Here is a 17,553-nt window from a genome sequence, read left to right on the forward strand (position 1 = left end):
GGGCGACCCGGGACCCGCACTCCTATTTACATCTCTTGATGTCAGCGATAACATTTTCGCCATCCCAAGCGTTGTGGCGCCGCCGTCCGGGAAACCCCGGCGCCGCAGCCGGGCGGCGACGGACGGCGACCCCGTCGACCGCCGGACCCCCACCACCCACGAGCGCCCGCCGGCACCGTCCGGCCCTCTGGAAGTGCCGTGCCGCGTCCGTCCCCGTGGACCACGGGCGACGCCGTGCGACCGGCGGGCTGCTCCTTCCGGGCACCGGCACCGACCGCGCCCGGCCACCGAGGAGGACCCGTGCGCAGATGGACCCGACGGACGCTCGCCGTCCTGGGTGTCGCGGCGGTGGCGCTCACAGCCACAGTCACCGACGGGGCAATGGCCCCACGCCCGGCCCGGGCGCTGGACAACGGCGTCGCCCGTACGCCGCCGATGGGGTGGAACACCTGGAACACCTTCGGCTGCAACATCAACGAGACCCTCATCCGGCAGACCGCCGACGCGATAGTCGCCAACGGACTGCGCGACCTCGGGTACAAGTACGTCGTCGTGGACGACTGCTGGTTCAACCCGGACCGGGACGCGCAGGGCAACCTCCAGGCGCACCCGCAGCGGTTCCCCAGCGGGATGAAGTCGCTCGGTGACTACCTGCACGCCCGGGGCCTGCTGTTCGGCATCTACCAGGTACCGCTGGACAAGACCTGCGCCCAGGTCGGCGGCGCGTTCCCCGGCGCCACCGGCAGCCTCAACCACGAGTACCAGGACGCGCGTCAGTTCGCCGCATGGGGCGTGGACTACCTCAAGTACGACTGGTGCTCCGGCACCGGCACCATCAACGACCAGGTGGCGCGGTTCGGCATCATGCGCGACGCGCTGGCCTCCACCGGCCGGCCGATCGTCTACAGCATCAACCCCAACAGCTACCACGCCAAGACCGGGCCGCAGCGCAACTGGAGCGACGTGGCGAACCTCTGGCGGACCACCGAGGACATCACCAACGCGTGGAACACCGGCCAGACCAACGGCTACCCGATGGGCATCCAGAACATCGTCGACGTCACGGTGCCGCTGGCCGGGTACGCCGCCCCCGGCGGGTTCAACGACCCGGACATGCTGGAGGTCGGCAACGGCGGCATGAACGACACGGAGATGCGCAGCCACTTCGCGCTGTGGACGATGCTGGCGGCGCCGCTGATGATGGGCAACGACGTACGCTCCGCCAGCTCGGCCACGCTGGCGATCCTGCGTAACGCCAACCTGGTCGCGATCAACCAGGACACGCTCGGCCGCCAGGCGGTCCAGGTCTCCTTCGACGGCACCCGGCGGGTGCTGGCCAAGCCGCTGGCGAACGGCGACGTGGCGGTCGCCCTGTTCAACCAGGGCAGCTCGACCACTACCGTCTCCACCACGGCGGCGGCGGTGGGCAAGAGCGGCAGCTCGTTCACGCTGCGCGACGCGTGGACCGACGCCACCTCCTCCAGCACCGGCACGATCTCCGCCAGCGTGCCCGCGCACGGCACCGTGGTCTACCGGGTCAGCGGCGGCGGCACCACCACCCCGCCGCCGGTCCCGACCACGTTCCGGCTGCGCAGCGAGTCGTCCGGCCGGTGCCTCGACGTCGACAACGCCGGCACCGCCAACGGCACCGGGACGCTGATCTGGGACTGTCACAACAACGCCAATCAGCAGTTCACCGCCAACGGGCAGGCGTTGCAGGTGCTCGGCAAGTGCCTGGACGTGCCGACGAACGCGACCGCCGGCACCCGGGTGCAGATCTGGGACTGCAACGGCGGCACCAACCAGCAGTGGACGATCAACGGCAACGGCACGGTGAGCAACGTGCGCTTCCCGTCGCTGTGCCTGGACGTCGACAACGCGGGCACCGCCAACGGCACCCGGGTGCTCGTCTGGACCTGCCACGGCAACACCAACCAGCGGTGGAGCCGGGCGTGAGCGGCTGCGGCCGGTGAACGGCGGTCGGCCGGACGAAGGGGCGAGCGTCCGGCCGGCCGTCACCGGGCGCCGGCGGCCCGGCGCTTGTTCCAGATGTCGAACGCCACAGCCACGAGCAGGACGAGGCCCTTCACCACCGACTGGACGGACTGGTCGACGCCCATGAGCTGCATCCCGTTGCTCATCACCGCCATGATCAGGCCACCCACCACGGCGCCGACCACGGTGCCGACCCCGCCGGTGACCGCCGCGCCGCCGATGAAGGCCGCCGCGATCGCGTCCAGCTCGAACATGTTGCCGGCGGCCGGCTGGGCGCCGTTGGACCGGGACGAGTAGATCACGCCGGCCACGGCGGACAGGAAGCCCATGTTGACGAAGATCCAGAAGTTGACCCGCTTCACCCGGACGCCGGACAGCATCGCCGCGGGCAGGTTGCCGCCGATCGCGTACACCTGCCGGCCGAACACGGTGCGGCGGGTGAGCAGGCCGTAGATCAGCACCAGCACGGCCAGCACGATGAGCACGATCGGCAGGCCGCGGGCGTTGGCGAGCTGCCAGGCGAACCACATGACCACGGCGCCGACCACCACGATCCGCAGGACGAACAGCGGGAACGACTCCACCGGCTGCTCGTGGCGCACCCGGGCGACCCGGGTCCGGAACACGCTCACCGCGTACCCGACCACGGCGAACGCGCCGATGAACAGCGTGAAGGCGTCGTAGCCCTCGCCGCCCAGCAGACCGTTGAGGAAGCCGGCGGCGACCCGCTGGTACTCGGCCGGGAACGGCGACAGCGAGATGTTGTCCAGCACCCGCAGGGTGAGGCCGCGGAACAGGAGCATGCCGGCCAGGGTGACGATGAAGGCCGGGATCCCGGCGTACGCGACCCAGAGCCCGTGCCACGCGCCGACCGCGACGCCCACCGCGAGCGCGGCCAGCACGCCGACCCACCAGGGCATGCCTTCCCGGATGACGAGCACCGCGGAGACCGCTCCGGTGAGCGCCACCACCGATCCCACGGACAGGTCGATGTGGCCGCCGATGATCACGACGACCATGCCGATCGCGAGCACCAGGATGTAGGAGTACTGGAGCACGATGTTGGTGAGGTTGCCGGGGCTCAGCGAGACGCCGTCGGTGAGGACCGCGAACAGCGCGACGATCACCACCAGGGCGATGTAGATGCCGCTCTGGCGCAGGTTGCCGAGGATCAGCGTGCGCGGATCGCTGGTGCCGGTGTGCAGGCTCGCGGCCGCGCCGGTGTCGGGCGCGGCGACCTTCGGGGAGGTGGGCTTCGTGCTGGTCATCGGACGAGATCCCTGTCCTTGGTCATGAGTTCCATCAGGTTCTCCTGGGTGGCCTCGCCCACCGGCATCTCCCCGGTGATCCGGCCGGCCGCCAGGGTGTAGACGCGGTCGCACATGCCGAGCAGCTCGGGCAGCTCGGAGGAGATGAGGACGACCGCCTTGCCCTCGGCCACCAGCCGGTTGACGATCGTGTAGATCTCGAACTTCGCGCCGACGTCGATGCCCCGGGTCGGCTCGTCGAGGATCAGCACGTCCGGGTCGGTGAAGAGCCACTTCGCCAGCACGACCTTCTGCTGGTTGCCGCCGGAGAGCTTGCCCACCACCGACATGACGGTCGGCGCCTTGATGTTCATGTCGCGCCGGCCCCGCTCGGCGACCTGGATCTCGCGGTTGCCGTCGATCCAGCCGTTGCGGGCGAGCTTGCCGAGCGCGGCGGCCGAGACGTTGCCCCGGACGTCGTCGATGAGGTTGAGGCCGTAGTGCTTGCGGTCCTCGGTCGCGTACGCGATGCCGTTGGCGATGGCCTCGGCCACCGTGCGCGCCCGCGCCTCGCGGCCCTTGACGAAGAGCCGGCCGCTGATGTCCCGGCCGTAGGCCCGGCCGAACACGCTCATCGCCAGCTCGGTCCGCCCGGCGCCCATCAGGCCGGCGATGCCGACGACCTCACCGGCGCGCACGTGCAGCGAGGCCCGGTCGACCACCAGGCGGTCCTGGGTCGGGTGCCGCACGGTCCAGTCCTCGATCCGCAGCACCTCCTCGCCGGGGGTCACGTCGCGGGTCGGGTAGAAGGTGGCCAGGTCGCGCCCGACCATACCGCGGATGATCCGGTCCTGGGTCGCGGCGCCGTCGGTCATGTCCAGCGTCTCGACGGTACGGCCGTCGCGGATCACTGTGGTCGAGTCGGCGATCGCCGTGATCTCACCGAGCTTGTGCGAGATCATGATGCAGGTGATGCCCTGGTCGCGGAGGCTGCGCATCAGGTCCAGCAGGTGCGCCGAGTCGACGTCGTTGAGCGCTGCGGTCGGCTCGTCGAGGATCAGCAGCCGCACCTTCTTGGACAGCGCCTTGGCGATCTCCACCAGTTGCTGCTTGCCGACGCCCAGCTGGATGACCGGGGTCACCGGGTTCTCGTGCAGCCCGACCGACCGCAGCAGCGCCGCGGCCTCCGCGTTGGTGCGGTGCCAGTCGATGAGCCCGCCGCGGCCCCGGCGCTCGTTGCCGAGGAAGATGTTCTCGGCGATCGACAGGTACGGCACCAGCGCGAGCTCCTGGTGGATGATGACGATGCCGCGCGCTTCGCTGTCCTGGATGCCCCGGAAGCCGACCGGCTCGCCGTCGAAAACGATCTGGCCGTCGTAGCTGCCGGCCGGGTAGACCCCGGACAGCACCTTCATCAGCGTGGACTTGCCGGCGCCGTTCTCACCGCAGATCGCGTGGATCTCGCCGCGCCGTACGGCGAGCGAGACGTCCTGCAGCGCGGTGACCCCGGGGAAGGTCTTCGTGATGCCACGCATCTCGAGGATGTGGTCGCTCATGGGTATCCGTCCTGCTCGTGGTCGTGGTGTCCGGAGCGGGGCGGGCCCGGTGGCACGGCACGCCACCGGGCCCAGCGGTCGGATCAGCCGGCTCGGCCGGCGGCGACCTCCTGCTCGGTCAGGTAACCGGAGTCGATCAGGACGGACTTGATGTCCTCCTTGTAGACGGTCTGGACCGGCAGCAGGAACGCGGGCACGACCTTGACGCCGTTGTTGTACGCCTTGGTCTCGTTGGCCTTCGGCTCCTCCTTGCGCAGGAACGCCTCGGCGGCGATCGCCGCCTGCTCGGCCAGCAGCCGGGTGTCCTTGAACACGGTGGAGCTCTGCACGCCGTCGTTGATGAGCTTGACCGACGCGACCTCGGCGTCCTGGCCGGTCACCACCGGCAACTTCTTGGCGCCGCCGCGGTAACCGGCGTTCTGCAGGGCGGTGATGATGCCCCGGGACAGGCCGTCGAAGGGCGACAGCACGCCGTCGACCTTGCTGCCGTCGTTGTAGCTGGAGGTGAGCAGGTCCTCCATCCGCTTCTGCGCGGTCTCCTGCTGCCAGCGCAGGATGGCGGCCTGCTCGATCTTGATCTGCCCCGACTTGACCTTCAGCGTCCCCGCGTCGAGGTACGGCTTGAGCGTGTCCATCGCGCCGTTGAAGAAGAAGCCGGCGTTGTTGTCGTCGAGCGAGCCGGCGAACAACTCCACGTTGAACGGGCCGGTCGCGGTCCCCTTGGACCCGTCCTTGTTCAGCAGGCCGAGGCCGACCAGCAGCGCGTTGGCCTGCGCCACGCCCACCTTGTAGTTGTCGAAGCTGACGTAGAAGCTGACGTTCGGGCTGTTGCGGATGAGCCGGTCGTAGGAGATGACCGGGATCTTCGCGGCCGCGGCGGCCTGGAGCTGGCCGCTGAGCGCGGTGCCGTCGATCGGGGCGATGACCAGCACGTCCGCGCCCTGGGTGATCATCTGGTCGATCTGCTGCGACTGGGTGGGGATGTCGTCCCCGGCGTACTGCAGGTCGACCTTGTAGCCCTTCGCCTGCAACTTCTCCTTCACCGAGTTGCCGTCGGCGATCCACCGTTCCGAGGTCTGGGTCGGCATCGAGACGCCGATCGTCAGGTCGCCGGGCTTGGCGGAGCTGGTGTCCGAGCCGCCTCCGGCGCCCTCGCCGCTGCACGCGGCCAGGCTGATCGCGAGCGCGGCGCCGCTGACTGCGGCAAGGAATCGTCTGCGCACGAGCGTCCTCTCCCCTCCGTGGGCCCCTGTGACACAGGTAACCGTCACGGCGAGTGTTAACGCTCACAAGTTGCCCCGTCAACCAATCGCGCGAAATGTGCACGTCTCTTTCTTGTAACAGAGACGGCGGTCCAGGTAGGACGCGTCCGGGACACGCGGGGACGGCACGTCGCGCCGCCCCCGCGGACCCGGCTCAGGAGGCGGAACAGGTGGGCGTCATGCCCGATCCGCTTCCGTTGCCCTGGAACCCGAACTCGGTGCTCTGGCCGGCGCCGAGCTGGCCGTTGTAGTCGACGTTCGCGAACCGCACCGTGCCGCTGTTCCCGCTCGCGGTGGCGCTCCAGGTGTTGGTGATGCTCGCGCCGCCCGGCAACGTCATGGTGACGGTCCATCCCCGGGTGCCCGACGAGCCGGCTGTCACCTTCACGTTGGCGACGAAGCCACCGGTCCAGGAGTTCAGCGTCACCGAGGCCGTACACCCGCCCTGACCCGGCGGTGGCGTCGTCGGGTTGTTCGGCGGCGGGGTCGTGGTCGGCGGCGGGTTGTTCCCGCCCGCGTTGAGCGCGTCGAGCACGGCGTTGTACGCCGCCTTCTTGTTGCCGGAGCAGTCGAACAGCAGCGCGTTGTCCGAGCCGCGCCACGAGTCGCAGTCCCGTACGCCCCACACCGTGATGCCGGTGCAGCGCGACACCGCCAGGCAGGCCCGGGTGACAGCGGCGTAGATGTTCGCCTGGTTGCCGCCGGTCATCACGTCCAGCTCGGTGATCTGCACCTCCACGCCCAGGTCCGCGAAGCGCTGGAGGTTGGCCTGGTAGTCACCCGGAATCGTGGTGCCCAGGTGCGACTGGAAGCCGACGCAGTCGATCGGCACGCCACGCGACCTGAAGTCGCGCACCATGTTGTAGATGCCCGTCGACTTCGCGTTGATGCCGTCGGTGTTGTAGTCGTTGTAGCAGAGCTTCGCGCCCGGGTCCGCGGCGCGGGCCGCGCGGAACGCGGCCTCGATCCAGTCGTTGCCGGTGCGCTGCAGGTTCGAGTCGCGGCGCCCGCCGCCGCCCCCGTCGGCGAACGCCTCGTTCACCACGTCCCAGGCGTAGATCTGCCCCCGGAAGTGGGTGGCGACCTGGGTGACGTGGTTGATCGCGGCGTTGCGCAGCGCGCTGCCGGACATGCTCTGCGCCCACGGCGGCTGCTGGGCGTGCCAGAGCAGCGCGTGGCCGCGCACCGACATCCCGTTCGCGCGGGCGTGGCTGACCAGCCGGTCGCCGCCGCTGTAGCTGAACCGCCCCTGCTGCGGCTCGGTGGCGTCCCACTTCATCTCGTTCTCGGCCACCACGGAGTTGAACTCGCGGTTCAGCACCGTGGCGTACGTGTTGTCGGACAGCTTGTTGGTGGCGACCGCGGCGCCGAAGTAACGGCCCTTCTCGGCCGCCGCCGCGCGAAGCGTGGTGCCGGCGCTCGCGGCCGGCGCCAGGGCCACCGCCATGCCGGCGGCTAGCGCGCCGGCCAGGATGCCGGTGGTCAGCAAGGCTCTCTTTCGTCTCATGCGGATTCCTCTTCCGGGGGTTACGCGATGGTGGTGGTGCGAGTCCCCGACTCCGCGTCCGGTGACGGTGTCGAGGTACGACCAGCGCGGCTCGCCCGGTGAGCCTTGCGGCGCTCATGCCCTGCCATCGACTGTGAGCGATAACATCCCCCGGCGTCAACCCCCTGCGAGCACCCCGGTGCTAGGGGTACACGTCCTCGTGCGCCTTGCGGTAGTCGACGATCTCGTCCAGCCGGCCGGTCGCGGCGTGCGTCACCCAGGCCGGGTTGCCGAGCAGCGCGCGACCCAGCGCGACCAGGTCGAACTCCCCGTCCGCCAGCCGCGCGGCCAGGCCCGCCACCGACTCCGGGCCGCCCTCGCGCAGAAACTCCCGGCGCAGCCCGACCGAGCCCACGGTGATCGACGGCAGGCCGGTGAGACGCTTCGCCCAGCCGGCCAGGTTCAGCGCCGAGCCGGGGAACGCCGGCTGCCAGAAGCGGCGCTGCGAGGCGTGCAGGACGTCCGCGCCGGCCTCGGCGAACGCGGTGAGGATCTGCGCCAGCTCGGCCGGAGTCTCCGCGATCCGCGCGTCGAACGCGCGCTCCTTGAACTGGGAGAACCGCACGATCACCGGCCGGCCGGCCGGGACCTGCGCGCGTACCGCGCGCACCACGGCCGCCGGGAACGCCGCCCGCCGCGCCGGGGAGCCACCGAACGCGTCGGTCCGGCGGTTCGTGTACGGCCACAGGAACTCGTCCAGCAGGTAGCCGTGCGCGGCGTGGATCTCGATCGCGTCGAAACCCGCCCGGACCGCCACCCGGGCCGCGTCCGCGTACGCCGCCAGCAGCTCGTCCGCGTCGGCGGCGGTCATCGCGTGCGGCGCGGGGCGGCCCGGCTCGCGTACCCCCGAGGGAGCCCACGCCGGGCGGCCGTCGACCGGCTCGCGCAGGCTGCCCAGGTGCCACAGCTGCGCGGCGATCCGGCCGCCGGCGGCGTGCACCGCCTCGACCACGCCCCGCCAGCCCGCCTCGGCCGCACCCGCCGTCATCCGGGGAACGGTGTCCTCGTGGCCGGCGCTGGGATGGTCCACCAGCACGCCCTCGGTGACGATCAGGCCGATGCCCGCCGCGGCGCGGCGCCGGTAGTACTCGGCCATCTCCGGCGTCGGCACGCCGCCCGGCGCGCGGTTGCGGGTCATCGGCGCCATCACGAAGCGGGACGGCAACGACAGCCCGGCGACGGTGACCGGTTCCAGCAGCGGCGTCACCGGCGATCCGGTGTCCAGAGTCGCGTTCATGACCCGACGTTAGGAGTTGACACCGGTGTCAAGGGCAAGCGCTCAGGCGGCCGGCTTCCGGGTGTCCTCGGTCACTGTCATGTCGGCCACCACGTCGTCGAGCACCGCGACGGCGTGCGCGAGCCGTGCCATCTCGGCGGTCATCCGGGCCCGTTCCTCGCGCAGCCGGTCGGTCAGCCATGAGGTGCGGATCTCCGGGTCGGTCACGCAGGGCAGCAGCTCGGCCATCCGGCGGCTGCTCAGCCCGGCGTCGAACAGCCGCTGGATGAGCCGGACCCGGTCCACCGCCGACTCGGCGAAGACCCGCTGGCCGCTCGGTGTGCGCAGGGCGGCGAGCAGGCCCTGCTGCTCGTAGTACCGGATGGACCGGGCGCTCACCCCGGTACGCGCCGACAGCTCCCCGATCCGCATCGCGCCTCCCCGCTCGCCGGACCTCCATCATCGGGCATGCCGCGCCGGTCAGGACAGCAGCTCGACGTACCCGGCGGTGCCGTGCACGCGGATCCGCCCGCCGTCGGGGATCAGCCGGGTCGCGTCCGGCACCGCCACCACGGCGGGCAGCCCGTACTCGCGGGCGATCACCGCGCCGTGCGTCATCTGGCCGCCCACCTCGGTGACCAGGCCCGCGACTGCCACGAACAGCGGCGTCCAGCTCGGGTCGGTGTGCGCGGTGACGAGGATGTCGCCCGGTTCCAGATCGGCCCGGGCCAGGTCCGTCACGATCCGCGCCCGCCCCTCGACCACGCCGGCCGAGACCGGCAACCCGGCCAGGGCGCCCGGGGGCACGTCTTCGCGCCGGTACGACCCGTTGAGGGCCTCGCCGTCGGAGGTGAGCACGCGGGGCGGGGTGAGCGCCTGGTGCGCCCGGAACTCCTCCCGGCGCCGCCGGATCAGCCCGGCGTCGGCCCACCCCGTGGCCGAGACCTCGCGGAACTCGTCGAACGTGAGGTGGAAGACGTCCTCCGGGTCGGCGAGCACACCGGCCCGCGCCAGCCGGCCGGCCTCCGCGAGCAGCGCGCGCTTGTAGACGGCGTAGCGGCTCACGATGTCGTACTTCGGGTACTCCCGGTAGCCGATGAACGTGCGTACCCGGTCGATCATGCGCTGCGTCTCGGCGGCCTTGCGTTCGCCGTCGGGCAGCGCGCGCAGCCGGTCGAGCACCTCCCGGGCCTTCGCCTCGGCCCGTTCCCGGCCGTGCGCGAAGCGGCGCGCGGCCGCGCCCGGGGTGAAGGTGCGGACGTTGTCCAGGATCAGCGGCACGAGCGTGGCGGGGCGTTCGCTCCACCGTGGCCGGGTGATGTCGATCTCGCCGACGCAGCGCATGCCGTACCGGTCGAGGTAGCCCTCGACGGCCGCGCGCGCCTGCGCGCCGCCCGGCAGTTTCGGCAGCTCGTCCAGGAACCCGTCGTCGGCGTGGTCGCGCAGGAACGCCACCACCTCGGGGTACGGGCGGATCACGTCGGCCACGTCGAGCAGCGCCAGTCCCATCTCGGAGGTGACGTTGCCGGGCGCGGACAGCGTGAGCGTGTCGGCGGCGTCGCGCTCGCCCAGCCACTCCCCCAGCTTGTCGTTGAGCCACCAGGTGGCCTGCATGCCCGCCATGATCACCTGGGCGCTCAACGGGTCGGTGAGCACCCGCTTGTGCTCGGCGAACGCCTCGGTGAGGAAGTCGAACAGTTCGGGTCCGGAGCGGGCGCGGATGTCGCGTTCCAGCGTGGCGACGGACTCCCGGCTGCGCGCGACGAGGCCGGTGACGATCGCCGGATCGGTCTCGATCGGCGGCGGGCCGCCGGCCGGCGGCCAGGCCGGAGCCGGGTCCGGCGTCGTCGGCACGACGTCACGCGCCAGCACGGTCTCCAGCGCGTCCAGGGTGAGCGGGTCGGCCCGGCCGATCAGGTCCAGGAACGCGGTACGGCCCGCCTCGGTGGCCAGGTGCGGCGTGGCGTCGACGAACAGCCGGCCGCCCGCCTCGTGCATGGTCGCCATGGCGGTGAGCCGCCACATCGACAGGCCCAGCGGCTTCATCGCGTCGGTCATCATCTGCTGGTGGCCGACCGACAGGTAGACGTGGAACGTCCCGTCGGCGGCGGCCGCCGGCACCGGGAACAGCGTGGTGATCGGCCGGCTCTGCAGGATGTGCACGTCGTCGCCGGTGAGCGCCCACTCGACGTCCTGCGGGCGGCCGAAGCGCGCCTCGATCCGCCGGCCCAGCGCGGCGAGGCGTACCGCCTGCGCGTCGGTCAGCGCCGGCTGTTCCCGCCGCGCCGGGTCGACCGCCCGTTCCCGGGTGCCGCCGCCGGGCGCCGCGTGCACGGCCCGCGCCTTGACTCCGATCGTCCTGGCGACGACCGCGCCGTCGCGCACCGTGAACACGTCCGGGTTCACCAGGCCGGAGACCAGGGCCTCACCCAGGCCGAAGCCCGCCTCCACCGAGACCACCGTCCGGTCCCCGGTGACCGGGTCGGCGGTGAAGAGGACCCCGGCCGCGTCCGGGAAGACCATCCGTTGCACCACCACTGCCATGTCCACGGCGCGGTCGTCGATGCCGTGCCGCCGCCGGTAGGTCACCGCCCGCTCGGTGAACAGCGACGCCCAGCACCGGCTGACGTGCCGCAGCACCTCGGCCTCGCCCACCACGTTGAGGTAGGTGTCCTGCTGGCCCGCGAACGAGGCGGTCGGCAGGTCCTCCGCCGTCGCGCTGGAGCGCACGGCGTACGCGGCGTCCGCGCCGAGCGCCGACAGCGCGCAGTCGACCGCCGCCGCGACGTCGCCGGGCAGGGCGATCCGCTCGATCGCGCGACGGACCTCGGCGGCGGCCGTCCGGAGCGCCGCCGGGTCGTCCGCGCCCACCCGGTCGAGCCGGTCCAGCGGGCCGGCGAGCGACGGCGTCCCCGCCAGGGCGAGACGGAAGGCGTCAGTCGTGACGCAGAAGCCGGCGGGCACACCGACGCCGTCGATCCGCGACAGCGCCCCCAGGTGCGCGCCCTTGCCGCCGACGGCCGCGATGTGCGTCTCGTCGATCGCGTGGAGTTCCCGTACGTACCGTCCGGTCATTGCCCTGCCCCCCGTTTTCGCAGCTCAACCGCATCCGGCCGAGAATTCTGCGGGATGACGGGGGCCTTGCGGCAAGACCAGGGGTGCGATATATGTTGATAGTGGCGAGGAGAGCTGTCTCCTCGCCTTCGTCTTGTGGTCCGCACGAATCCCTGCCCTCACCCTGGCGTCACGTGAGTCAGATCTCCCCGCCCCGGATGGAGTGCCGGGGGCGCGACGGGGCAAGAAGCGACCACGGGGACGCGGCGTGACACGGCGCGGACTGGACGAGCGGGATCGGTTGGGGTGGGGGAGACTCGGGCGATGAGCGGCGCAGACACCGACCCGCGTGCGCGTGGCGACGTCTTCGCCGTCGACGGTGAGATCGGGCCGGACCTGGCGCGGGTCGACTGGTCCGCGCACCCGCTCGGGCCGCCGGACACCTGGCCGCAGAGCCTGCGGACCTCGGTGCGGATCCTGCTGTCCTCCCGGTTCCCGATGTGGATGGCCTGGGGACCGCAGCTGACGTTCTTCTGCAACGCCGCCTACCGGCGGGACACGCTCGGCCGAAAGTACCCGTGGGCGCTGGGCCGCCCGGCGAACGAGGTGTGGACCGAGATCTGGGACGACATCGGCCCCCGCGTCGACACCGTGCTGCGCACCGGCGAGGCGACCTGGGACGAGGGCCTGCTGCTGTTCCTGGAACGCGCCGGCTACCGGGAGGAGACGTACCACACGTTCTCCTACAGCCCGCTGCGCGACGACGACGGCAGCCTGGTCGGGATGCTCTGCGTGGTCAGCGAGGACACCGAGCGGGTCATCGGCGAGCGGCGGATGGCCACGCTGCGCGACCTCGGCTCGGACCCGAGCGTCATCCGCACCGAGCAGGAGACCCTCACGTTCGTCAGCCGCCAACTGGCCCGCAACCGGCAGGACCTGCCGTTCACCCTCACCTACCTGTACGACGGCGGCGACGCCCGGCTGGTGGAGGCGACCGGGCTGTCGGCCGGCCACCCGGCGGCCCCGGCCGTGCTGTCCCTCACCGACCCCGCCGCCCCGTGGCCGGCCGGCGCCCTCACCGAGGGCGAGTCGGTACGGGTGGCGCTCGACGGCCCGACCTTCGCCGACCTGCCCGCAGGTGTCTGGCCCGCCCCGCCGGCCGAGGCCCTGGTGGTGCCGCTGCGGCAGCAGGGCGGCGCGCCGTACGGGTTCCTGGTGGCAGGGCTGAACCGCTACCGGGCGCTGGACGACGGCTACCGCGGCTTCGTGGAGCTGACAGCTGGGCACCTGGCGACCGGCATCGCCAGCGCCCGCAGCTACCAGGCGCAGCAGCGGCGGGCCGAGGAGCTCGCCGAACTGGACCGCGCCAAGACCGCCTTCTTCTCCAACATCAGTCATGAGTTCCGCACCCCACTGACGTTGATCATGGGACCGGTGGACGAGCTGCGCGGCCGGCTGCGCGACTCCGACGAGCGGGTCCGCGCGGAGCTGGACGTCATCCGCCGCAACGGGCTTCGCCTGGGCAAGCTGGTCAACAGCCTGCTCGACTTCTCCCGGATCGAGGCGGGCCGGATGCAGGCCCGCTACGAGCCGGTGGACCTGGCCGCGGTGACCGCCGACCTGGCCAGCATCTTCCGGTCGGCGATCGAGCGCGCCGGACTCTCCTTCGAGGTCGACTGCCCGCCCCTGCCCGAACCGGTGCACGTGGACCGGGGGATGTGGGAGAAGGTGGTGCTCAACCTGCTCAGCAATGCGCTGAAGTTCACCTTCGACGGGACCGTGCGGGTGCTGATGCGCACCGAGGACGGGATGGCCGTGCTGCGGATCGCCGACACCGGCATCGGCGTCCCCGCCGAGGAGATGCCGCGCCTGTTCGAGAGGTTCCACCGCATCGAGAACGCCCGCTCCCGCTCCGACGAGGGCAGCGGGATCGGCCTCGCCCTGGTCAAGGAGCTGATCTCGCTGCACGGCGGCGACATCGACGCCCACAGCACCGTGGGCGGCGGCACCACCTTCACCATCCGGGTGCCGTTCGGCACCGCCCACCTGCCCGCCGACGCGCTCGCCCCGGCCGCCGCCGGCCGCACGCCCGTGTCCGCCGAGCCGTTCGTGCAGGAGGCGCTGCGCTGGCTGCCCGCCGACCCGGGTGCCTCGGCCGGCGGGGACGACCCGGCCGCGGCGGACGGGCCGGTCCAGCCGCTGCCCGGTGGGGCGCCGGCCCGCATCCTGGTGGCCGACGACAACGCCGACATGCGGGAGTACCTCGCCCGGCTGCTCCGCTCGGCCGGGCACGAGGTGCACACGGTGGCCGACGGGCGGGCCGCGTTGGACGCCGCCCGCGCGCGGCGGCACGACCTCGTGGTCAGCGACGTGATGATGCCCCGGCTCGACGGCCTGCAACTGGTGGCCGCGCTGCGCGCCGACCCCCGTACGGCCGGCACCCCGGTGCTGCTGCTGTCCGCCCGCGCCGGTCAGGAGGCCTCGATCGAAGGGCTGGAGGCCGGCGCCGACGACTACCTGGTCAAGCCGTTTCCGGCCGCCGAGCTGCTGGCCCGCGTACGCGCGAACGTGGAGCTGGCGCGGCTGCGCAACCACCACGCCCGCTGGCGCACCGCGCTCGTCGACTCGTTGCAGGAGGCGTTCTTCGTCTGCGACGAGGACGGCGCCGTGGTCGAGATCAACGCGGCGTTCACCGACATCCTCGGCTACGGGACCGAGGGCCTGCCCTATCCGGCGGTGCAGCCGTGGTGGCCGGACCAGGAGGCCGAACCCGAGGCGCACCGCCAGGTGGCCGACGCGTTCTCCCTGCTGGTCGGCCAGTCCCGGGGCACCTACACCGTGCCGGTGACCCACCGCGACGGGCACCGCATCTGGATCTCGGCCGCGTTCAACCAGGTCGACGACCCGGACAGCGGCCGGCGGATGATCGTGGGCACGTTCCGCGACGTCACCGCCGAGCACTACGCCGTCCAGCGGGAGACCGCCCTGGCCGGGCTCAGCATGCGGCTGTCCCATGCCGACGACCTCACCGACGCGCTGCTCGGCGTGCTGGACGAGCTGCGCAAGCTGTGGCGGGCCGCGGGCGTGCTCACCGCCGTCTTCGGTGACGAGCCCGCCCCCCTGGTGACCGCCACCGACCCGGCGGCCCGGTGGGAGACGCTGCCCGGCAAACGCCGGCAGGCGCTGCTCGCGCTGCGGGACACCCCGCTGCTGACGCCGGTGGCGACGCGTACGCACGGCGCCGGCATCGCCGTCGAGCACCCGCACGGCACCATGGCGCTCTGGATCGACCTGGGCGAGAAGCGGCCCTTCACCGAGCAGGACCAGACCCTGCTGGCGCTGCTGGCCGGCCACATCGGTCAGGGGCTGCACCGGGTGCACCAGATCGACCAGCAGCGGGAGACAGCGCTGGCCCTGCAGCGGGCGATCCTCGGCCCGGCGCAACTGCCCGCCGGCTTCGCCGTGCGGTACTCCCCCGCCGCGGTGCCGTTGAAGGTCGGCGGCGACTGGTACGACACGGTGGAGCTGCCGGACGGGCGCATCGGCATCGTGGTCGGCGACTGCGTGGGACACGGCCTGGGGGCCGCCACCGTGATGGGGCAGCTGCGCAGCGCCTGCCGCGCCCTGCTGTTGCAGGACCCCGGCCCGGCCCGGACGCTGGCGGCGCTGGACCGGTTCGCCGCGCTGCTTCCCGGCGCGTCCTGCGCCACCGTCTTCTGCGGCGTCCTCGACCCGGCCACCGGCCTGATGCGCTACTCCAGCGCCGGTCACCCACCGGCCATCGTGGTCGGCGCCGACGGCACGCCCCAGCTCCTGCAGCACGGCCGGTCCCGGCCGCTGGCCGTGCGTCCGGGTGAGGAACGCCCGGAGGCGGAGGCGACGGTGCCGCCGCGCGCCACCCTGATGCTCTACACCGACGGCCTGGTGGAACGCCGCCGCCAGCCGATCACCGTCGGCATCGCCCGCGCCACCGACGCCATCCAGCAGGGACACCACGCGCCGGTGGAGGTGCTCGCCACCGAGATCATGGACCGGCTCACCCCCGACGGCGGCTACCACGACGACGTGGCGTTGCTGCTCTACCGCCACCCCGGGCCGCTGGAGCTGGACTTCCCGGCCGAGTCGACGCGGCTGGCCGAGGTTCGTAGCGCGCTGCGGGGCTGGCTGGACCGCTGCGGGCTGGCCCCGGCCCACGCCTACAACATCCTGGTGGCGGCCGGGGAGGCGTGCGCCAACGCCATCGAGCACGGGCACCGCGACAATCCGGGCGGGCGGATCCGGCTGCGCGCCGCCGCCACCGCCGACAACCTGCGCCTGAGCGTCACCGACAGCGGTCACTGGCGGGAGCGGGAGCAGGCTCCCGACCCGCACCGCGGCCGAGGGCTCGTGCTCATGCGCGCGCTGATGGACAGCATCAGCGTCACCCCGGGGGCCACCGGCACCACAGTCGACATGCAGGCGAGGATCACCGCATGAGCGCGTCCCTGACTCTGACCACGAGCGACCGCCCCGACGGCGTGCGCGTGCTGACCGCCGTCGGCGAGATCGACATGAGCAACGCGTCCTCGTTCGCCGAGGCGCTGGCGGAGGCGGCACGGCCCGAGGGCGAACCCCTGGTCGTGGACCTCACGAAGGTCGAGTACCTGGACAGCGCCGGCCTGGCCGCCCTGTTCCCGCACGCCGACCGGATCGCGCTGATCGCCGGTCCGCTGCTGGAGCCGCTGCTGGCCATCTCCGGGCTGGCCGACCTCACCACCGTCCGCCGCGCCTGACGTCGCCGCGCGGTCAGGAGGCGTTGCGCACGATCACCAGCGGGGACTGGGCGTGGTGCAGCACCGCGTGGCTGACCGAGCCGAGCAGCAGCCCGCCCAGCGCGCCCCGCCCGTGCGCGCCGACCACGACGAGCCGGGCGGACTTCGACTCCTCCACCAGCACCCGGGCCGGGGCGCCGCGGACCGACCGCTGCCGTACCGGCACGTCCGGGTAGCGCTCGGCCCAGCCGGCGATCGACTCGGCGACGACCCGCCGGGACTCCTCGGCCAACTCCGCCGGGTCGTACACCAGGGGCAGGATGTCGCCGGGCCCGAGCGGGGTGGGATAGAGCCAGGCGTGCACCACGACCAGCGGCGCGTCCCGGCGGGCGGCCTCCTCGTACGCGAAGCCGACCGCCGCGGTGGACAGCTCGGAGCCGTCCACACCGACCACGACGGGGCCGTCGGCGCGCGCCTCGCCGCGCGTCACCAGCACCGGGCAGTGGGCGCGGGCGGACACCTGGAGGGTGACCGAACCGATCAGCAGGCCGGCGAAGCCGCCCAGGCCACGGTGGCCGAGCACGACCAGCGCGGCGTCGCGGGACTCCGCGACCAGCACCGCCGCCGGCGCGCCGTCGACGACCACACCGGTGACGGGTACGTCCGGCGCGACCTTGCCGGCCTCGGCGACCGCCTCGGCGACGCAGCGTTCGGCCTGGTTGCGCAGGCCGGCGCCGGCGGGCGCGCCCGGGGCCGGGGTGAGCGGCGCGCGGGTCAGCGGCCAGATGAACGCGTGCACCACCTGCAGCGGCCGATTCCGGTCGGCGGCCTCGCGGGCGGCCACCCGGACCGCGTCCAGCGAGGCGGCGGAGCCGTCCACGCCCACCACGACGGGGGCCTGCGAGTGGATTGTCATGTCGTCCTCC

11 protein-coding genes are annotated in these 17,553 nt (G+C 72.4%); 3 read left to right on the forward strand and 8 right to left on the reverse strand.

The features are described 5' to 3' along the window. Positions 1-300: 300 nt before the first annotated feature. Positions 301-1,956: a glycoside hydrolase family 27 protein gene (locus FHU28_RS22370; RefSeq protein WP_184686437.1), complete on the forward strand. Its 1,656-nt coding sequence runs from the start codon at positions 301-303 to the stop codon at positions 1,954-1,956. A 59-nt stretch (positions 1,957-2,015) separates the two neighbouring features. Here the strand turns inward: FHU28_RS22370 and mmsB are convergent, their stop codons facing one another. From mmsB to rph, 7 genes are all read right to left on the reverse strand, one after another. Then, positions 2,016-3,263 carry a multiple monosaccharide ABC transporter permease gene (mmsB, locus tag FHU28_RS22375; protein WP_184686438.1) on the reverse strand — a complete coding sequence of 416 codons (1,248 nt, stop codon included), beginning with the start codon at positions 3,261-3,263 and terminating at the stop codon, positions 2,016-2,018. Continuing rightward, the gene (mmsA, locus tag FHU28_RS22380) at positions 3,260-4,798 is read right to left on the reverse strand and encodes a multiple monosaccharide ABC transporter ATP-binding protein (RefSeq protein ID WP_184686439.1); all 1,539 of its coding nucleotides are present in this window, start codon (positions 4,796-4,798) and stop codon (positions 3,260-3,262) included. The genes mmsB and mmsA overlap by 4 nt, the downstream gene beginning before the upstream one ends. An 83-nt stretch (positions 4,799-4,881) precedes the next feature. Beyond that, positions 4,882-6,021 carry a multiple monosaccharide ABC transporter substrate-binding protein gene (chvE, locus tag FHU28_RS22385; protein WP_184686440.1) on the reverse strand — a complete coding sequence of 380 codons (1,140 nt, stop codon included), beginning with the start codon at positions 6,019-6,021 and terminating at the stop codon, positions 4,882-4,884. 193 nt (positions 6,022-6,214) lie between these two features. Further along, positions 6,215-7,567, reverse strand: a complete 1,353-nt coding sequence (locus FHU28_RS22390) for an endo-1,4-beta-xylanase (protein ID WP_184686441.1) — start codon at positions 7,565-7,567, stop codon at positions 6,215-6,217. Between the two features lie 181 nt (positions 7,568-7,748). Next, on the reverse strand, positions 7,749-8,843 hold the full coding sequence (locus FHU28_RS22395; RefSeq protein ID WP_184686442.1) for an oxidoreductase: 1,095 nt from the start codon (positions 8,841-8,843) through the stop codon (positions 7,749-7,751). 42 nt (positions 8,844-8,885) lie between these two features. Then, positions 8,886-9,254, reverse strand: coding sequence for a MerR family transcriptional regulator (locus FHU28_RS22400; protein WP_184686443.1), 369 nt, complete (start codon positions 9,252-9,254; stop codon positions 8,886-8,888). 48 nt (positions 9,255-9,302) lie between these two features. Continuing rightward, complete coding sequence (rph, locus tag FHU28_RS22405) at positions 9,303-11,897, reverse strand: rifamycin-inactivating phosphotransferase (RefSeq protein WP_184686444.1); 2,595 nt, start codon at positions 11,895-11,897, stop codon at positions 9,303-9,305. Between the two features lie 303 nt (positions 11,898-12,200). Between rph and FHU28_RS22410 the strand changes: the two genes are divergently transcribed. Both FHU28_RS22410 and FHU28_RS22415 read left to right on the forward strand, forming a co-directional pair. Beyond that, on the forward strand, positions 12,201-16,352 hold the full coding sequence (locus FHU28_RS22410; protein ID WP_184686445.1) for a SpoIIE family protein phosphatase: 4,152 nt from the start codon (positions 12,201-12,203) through the stop codon (positions 16,350-16,352). After that, entirely contained in the window at positions 16,349-16,648 is a 300-nt protein-coding gene (locus FHU28_RS22415) for an STAS domain-containing protein (protein WP_184686446.1), read from the forward strand. The genes FHU28_RS22410 and FHU28_RS22415 overlap by 4 nt, the downstream gene beginning before the upstream one ends. A gap of 13 nt (positions 16,649-16,661) precedes the next feature. Here the strand turns inward: FHU28_RS22415 and FHU28_RS22420 are convergent, their stop codons facing one another. Next, complete coding sequence (locus FHU28_RS22420; RefSeq protein WP_184686447.1) at positions 16,662-17,543, reverse strand: universal stress protein; 882 nt, start codon at positions 17,541-17,543, stop codon at positions 16,662-16,664. Positions 17,544-17,553 lie beyond the last annotated feature (10 nt).

It is taken from the genome of Micromonospora echinospora (genome assembly GCF_014203425.1).
In the GTDB taxonomy this organism is placed as follows: Bacteria; Actinomycetota; Actinomycetes; order Mycobacteriales; family Micromonosporaceae; genus Micromonospora; species Micromonospora echinospora_A.